The sequence below is a fragment of the Acinetobacter sp. UBA5934 genome, assembly GCF_002430855.1.
GTDB lineage: Bacteria > Pseudomonadota > Gammaproteobacteria > Pseudomonadales > Moraxellaceae > Acinetobacter.
In genome coordinates this window covers 1-6,096 of the sequence record NZ_DJDC01000149.1, presented here as the reverse complement: position 1 = coordinate 6,096, position 6,096 = coordinate 1, and the positions used below count along the sequence as shown (strand labels likewise).

The following is a 6,096-nucleotide window of genomic DNA, read 5'->3' as shown; positions in this document are numbered from 1 at the left end:
ATGGTTACCGCCACATCACGAGTCACCGGTTGTGCTGGTACTTCAGTTTCAGTTGCCTGAGTAGAAAGTGTTGCAGCATATTGCTCGGTAAATTTCACCAAGGCACGGTTGAAAGTTGGAATTAAACCAAACTGTTCAATCAGTACTGAACAATCTTCACCATAGACATGGCGAATAAGACTGATCACGGTGTATTGACCCAAAGTTGGAACCTGAGAAGGACTTAACTTCGGTGCCTGAGCTTGTTTTGCCTGAGCTTCACGTTTTTGGCGACGACGCATACGCGGATCGTTGCTGGCACGTTTTTCTGCAGGACGTGGCTTTTGCGGTTCCTGAGTTTCATTGGTAGCAGCAGGCTTTTCTTCCTGTGTTACTACTGGCTTCTCGGTTACCGGCGCTGGAACTTCAACCCTTACTGGAGCGGTTTGAGAGGTTTTTGTTGCAGCCACAGCAGGTGCGGAATTTAATGCAACAATTTCACTTTTCGCCTGATCGACATTGATTACCAATGCTGTTGGAAGAACCTCCTGACGAGGTGTATCAACCACTTCGACTTTAGGTTGCTGTTCATTCACGACCGCAGCAGGTGCAGTTTGTTGTGCCGGCTGTTCGTTCAAGACGCTTTGATCGCGGTGGCGATTTGGACGTTCAGGACGTTGCTGGTTGCGACGGTCACGGCGTGGCACAGCATTTTGCTCGGTTTGCTGATCCGCATGTTGTTGTTCAGCGTGTTGACGACGAGAAGGGCGCTTGTTTTCACGTGAATCTTGGCGCTGTTCCGGACGTTGTTCTTGACGCTGCTCGTGACGAGAAACCTGAACAATTTCTTCATGCACTTGGTTTTGCTGATTGTCGTGCTGAACTTGTTCACGTTGCTCTTTAGGCTTGTTACGCTTTTTATTGTGACGTTGCGCTTTTTCTTCTTTATCAGAATATTTATCGGCAACTTCACGCTGTTCCTGTTTATTGCTTACAGGAGCATTTGGCGTTAAATAAGCGTTGCTGCTGGTAGTCGCTACTGGCGTAGTCGTCGGAGCAGCTGTTACCACTTGACCGAATTGACCGCGACTCACTGCACCCGCATTAACCATTTGCTCAATCGCAGCAGCAGCATTGTTTGCAGTGCGTGCCTGATCAACGGTTTTCGCTTGCTTTTGTACAAACAGGTTTTCTAACCATGCACATGGGCTTGCTGAAGCTTGAGCAACAGGGGCAACTTGAGCAGGTTGTTGTTGCTGTGATTCTTGAGCCGCTTGTTGTGGACGACGCTGCTGCTTATTGTTTTGATTTTTTCCTTGTTGCTGGGCAGGGGCCTGCTCTGCAGCTTGAGCTTGTGCTCCATCTTCCAAATGCCATTCAGAAGATTCATAACCCAACTCTTTTTCACTTGAACGTGTTGCTTCCGTACGTTCATAGCTGGTTGGTGCAAAACCTTCAGCATTGTAGGTAATTTCGTAATGCGGTGTTTCGAGGTGCGGATGCGGCAACACGGTAACACGTACATTGGAGGTCTGTTCCAAATACACCAGGGTGTGACGCTTTTCATTCAATAAGAATGCTGCGATTTCAACAGGAACTTCAACCTGTACTTCACCATGACGTTCGCGCAGGGCAATCTCTTCCACTTTACGCATAATCGAAAGTGATAAAGAGCGAAGATCACGTACCATGCCTGTACCATGACAGCGTGGGCAGACGTAACCGGTTGCTTCTTCAAGTGAAGGGCGTAAGCGCTGACGGCTCATTTCCATCAAGCCAAAACGTGACAATTGACCGAATTGAATACGAGCACGGTCACTTTGGGTTGCTTCACGAAGTTTCGCTTCAACCATGCGCTGGTTGCGGTCTTTGGTCATATCGATAAAGTCGATCACGACTAAACCGCCAATATCACGTAAACGCAGTTGACGCGCAATTTCTTCTGCTGCTTCTAAATTGGTATTTAAAGCTGTGTCTTCAACGTCATGACCACGAGTTGATTTCGCCGAGTTAATATCGATGGATACTAAAGCTTCAGTCTGGTCAATCACGATTGAACCGCCAGAAGGAAGTTTTACTTCACGTTCATAAGCAGTTTGAATTTGGCTTTCAATGCCGAAATGAGCAAATAAAGGCTCATTTAAAGTATAGGTTTTGAGCTTATCGATTTGACGTGGCATCACTGCTTTTACGAAGTTATATGCTTCGTTATAAGCCTGTTCTGAGTCAATCAGGATTTCTGCAACATCATCACGTAAATAGTCACGAATAGCACGTGTTACTACACCAGCTTCTTGATGGACCAGCATGGGTGATGGACCAGAACTAGCGGTGTTTTGGATTTGTGCCCAAAGATCCATCAAGTGTTGCAAGTCAAGTTGTAATTCTTCTTGAGAGCGGCCAATCCCTGCGGTACGTACAATCACGCTCATGCCACGAGGAATATTTAAAGATGCCAACATTTCTTTCAATTCTTCACGAACTGAACCGGAAATTTGACGGCTGATACCGCCACCTTTCGGATTATTTGGCATAAGGACCAAATAACGGCCAGCAAGCGAGATAAAGGTAGAAAGGGCAGCGCCTTTATTGCCACGCTCTTCTTTTTCCACTTGTACTAAAAGTTCGGTACCTTCAGTGATCAATTCGCGGATATTTGAAGTTTGGCGAGGATCTGCCTTGTAATAAGAGTTTGCGATTTCACGCATAGACAGGAAGCCTTGACGGCCTGCACCATACTCTACAAAAACAGCTTCTAAAGAAGGTTCAACGCGAGTCACGTGACCTTTATAGATATTGGATTTTTTTTGTTCACGGGTACGATTTTCTAGATCGAAATCGTAAAGACGCTGACCAGTGACAAGTGCAACGCGAATCTCTTCAGCATGTGTTGCATTAATCAACATACGTTTCATGGGTGTAACACCTAATAGTGATACACACCAAAACATCGCTATACACGTAGCGAACATCACACATTACGGATCAACACCCAGATCTCAAAATGACGCAATTGTGGTCTGAGCTTTTTTACCGGCCTTTTTTTGGGCTTCGGTTTTTGATTCACGTATTGAAGATGGCAATACGGCTTCAATCTTATAAACGATTAAAGTCACCTGAACGATTCACTGGCGGACAAACGGTGCATTAGATGTGAGTAACTTTCACTGTCACGTAGCTTTAAGATCGTCCCTTCATTAATTCATGATCGGGCGTCTTGATACGGAATTATCATCGTATCGGTGCTTTATGTGCAGATCCAATGCATCAACGTTGTAGCCTGAATGCGACTTCAGGTTGCGACTAATCTGATGTGTATCAGTTTACGTTTAAAAACCAACTAAGTTGGCGACATATTTTTTAGAACAAACTGATTTATGTACGAAGTACAATTAAACGCAACAGTTTGCTTTTTTGCCGATATAATAAGCCTTCGGCGTCGGCATATTCTTTAGGGACCTTTCCGTATTTAATGTGAATGGTGAAATTTAATCTTGAGCTTCAAAAAAGATTGAAGTAATTAAATTTTTTCACACTAACGGTGGTATCCGTGCGCTGACTATATCAAACCTTGCATCATCTGCCTATGGGCTAAGCTTATCTTTCTTGTGTAAAGCATAGCCTAAGTGATCAGTTTTTAATCAATTTTAGTATTTTTTTGGGTCATCGTAACTGTATGAATTCTACGCAAGAATGGCAAAGTGTCACTTGGTTTGAAGTGGACGAGCATCAATTGGGTCAACGGATCGACAATTTTTTATTTTCCAGACTCAAGGGTGTACCGAAAAGTCGGATTTATCGTTTAATTCGTGAAGGCCAGGTTCGGGTCAATAAAAAGCGCATTAAAGCAGAAACCAAACTGAATATTGGCGACCAGATTCGTGTTGCACCAATTCGCTATGAAGCTAAGGATGAAACGGCGGCACCGGTATCGGACAAGGTTGCACAAAGCCTGTTAAGCCGTGTCGTGTATGAAGATGAAGGCTTGATGGTGATCAACAAGCCTTCAGGGATTGCTGTACATGGCGGCAGCGGTGTGGCTTATGGCCTGATTGAAGGCCTGCGTGCAGCCACCGGTAAAAAATATCTGGAACTGATTCACCGTATTGACCGCGACACTTCGGGTCTGGTGATGATTTCTAAAAAGCGTAGTACTTTAAAAACATTACAAGATTTATTGCGTGAACACAAAATTAAAAAGACCTATGCCGCTGTGGTAAAAGGTCAGGTGAGTCTGGATAAACAGCTGATTGATGCACCTTTGCATCGCTATGAGCTGGCCAATGGCGAGCGTCGGGTTCGTGTCTCTAAAGAAGGCAAGGACAGTAAAACCCAATGGAATGTCGCAGAGCGTTTTATGCATGCCACTCTGGTGTATGCATCACCGCTTTCCGGTCGTACCCATCAGATTCGTGTGCATGGTTTAAGTATTGGTCATCCTTTAGTGGGTGATGAAAAATATGGTCATGAGACTGAATACAAGGGACCAAAGCCGCGCCGTTTGTGTTTACACGCGATGCGTCTGGAAATTCCGGGTTATCCAACCATTGAAGCGCCATTACCTGAAGATATGCAGAGTTTGGTGGCGCAGCTCAGAGCGCAGAAAAAAGATAAAGAGTCTTCTTGATTTTTAACTTCCCTCTCCTGAAGGTGAGGGTTAGGGAGAGGTGCGTGGAATGATATAGCCTCTCCTTATTATCTTGGCTTGAATTATTATCGCGTAGGCATAGCTTTACTTTTGACAGGGCAAAAGTAACAAAACCCTTTTGTTGATCTGATGGTGCATCCTGAACGAGCTTTAAGCATTGCTTTAAAGCGGAGTGCAAGACAGATCAACGGCGACATCCATGTCGCCATCGTGTATCAAATCCTTGTTGTGATATATGCACCGAGATTGCTTCGTAATATCTCTCCTTTAATCAAGGAGGCATACGGCAGATTAAAAAATGAATCAAACATTGGAACTTAAACATGCAAAAACCTGTAGAACTGATTATTTTTGACTGGGATGGAACCTTATTTGATTCGGTCGGGCAGATTGTCGCGAGCTTGCAGTTTGCAGCGCAGCAGTTTCAACAACCTTTAACAGACGAGGTTGCAAAAAGCATTATCGGTTTAGGTTTGCCGGAAGTGGCGCAAGTCTTATTTCCTTCAGTTCCTGAATTGCATGCAGAAATTTTGCAGTGCTATGCCAATCACTATGTTGAAAATTCCAAAGAGGATGCCTGGTTTGAAGGGATTTCGGTGATGTTGCAGGAGTTAAAGGCACAAGAGGTGAAACTTGCGGTGGCGACAGGAAAAAGCCGTAAAGGTTTAGACCGCGTGCTTCATCAAACAGCCAGTGATGATTTGTTTGATGTGACCCGTGCAGCCAGCGAAACCAAGTCCAAGCCTGATCCGCTGATGCTGGTTGAAATTTTACAAGTCACCGGTGTTGCGGCTGAAAATGCCATTATGGTCGGTGATACCTCCTATGATTTAGAAATGGCACAAAATATTGCCATGCCGCGTATAGGGGTAAGTTATGGCGTGCATACACCTGAAGTGCTTGCCCGTTATAATCCGCTGGCCATTGCAGAAGATGTCGCCGATTTGCATCAGCTTTTGCTTAATCATGTCAATTTAAAACAGGCTGTTTAGACCCAATTCCATGTGTGAAAAGGAGGATTTTAGATTCTCCTTTTTTATTGTTGTTTCTTATTGCTATTTCATTTGATCTCATGATGACGGACACAAAAAATTGTCCTTGATAATGTTTGGTTGGCAAAGCTACAGATTTGTTTTGAGATCAAAATGTGTTTTTAACCAGTAGATCTGTATTCTGAAAAGGTCATGTGTAGTAGATAAAATGAAAATAAACCTGATCAATGCTTGGTATTTAAGATTATGATTTTAAAATAATTTTTATAATAACTCTTCGCTACAACAAATGGGTTGTATTAAAAGCAGGCAATTCATCTAGTCTTTTAGTCGTAGATGGATACTTAATTTATCAATCTGACAATTTCTGCTTAAGCCCATATAGAAAATTATTTTTATATTTAGTTCATATACTTGTTTTTGAAAAATAAAACCAAGCTAATTTATAGGAATTAGCTATTGTCATAAATAAAATAA

3 protein-coding genes are annotated in these 6,096 nt (G+C 43.4%); 2 read left to right on the top strand and 1 reads right to left on the bottom strand.

Annotated features, from left to right (window positions below):
- On the bottom strand, positions 1–2,894 hold a 2,894-nt coding region (locus tag B2Y23_RS10295), incomplete at its 3' end, for an Rne/Rng family ribonuclease (protein WP_291370673.1).
- Positions 2,895–3,655: 761 nt separating this feature from the next.
- On the opposite strand from B2Y23_RS10295, the gene B2Y23_RS10290 reads away from it, so the two are divergent.
- Together B2Y23_RS10290 and B2Y23_RS10285 are read left to right on the top strand one after the other, a co-directional pair.
- Complete coding sequence (locus tag B2Y23_RS10290; RefSeq protein ID WP_291370671.1) at positions 3,656–4,606, top strand: RluA family pseudouridine synthase; 951 nt, start codon at positions 3,656–3,658, stop codon at positions 4,604–4,606.
- Positions 4,607–4,950: 344 nt separating this feature from the next.
- Positions 4,951–5,619, top strand: coding sequence for an HAD-IA family hydrolase (locus tag B2Y23_RS10285; RefSeq protein WP_291355601.1), 669 nt, complete (start codon positions 4,951–4,953; stop codon positions 5,617–5,619).
- The last annotated feature ends 477 nt before the right edge of the window (positions 5,620–6,096 follow it).

Bases quoted from the DNA above. Each gene is read 5' to 3' on its own strand.
- B2Y23_RS10290 (WP_291370671.1), top strand. From the start codon at position 3,656: ATGAATTCTACGCAAGAATGGCAAAGTGTCACTTGGTTTGAAGTGGAC.
- B2Y23_RS10285 (WP_291355601.1), top strand. From the start codon at position 4,951: ATGCAAAAACCTGTAGAACTGATTATTTTTGACTGGGATGGAACCTTA.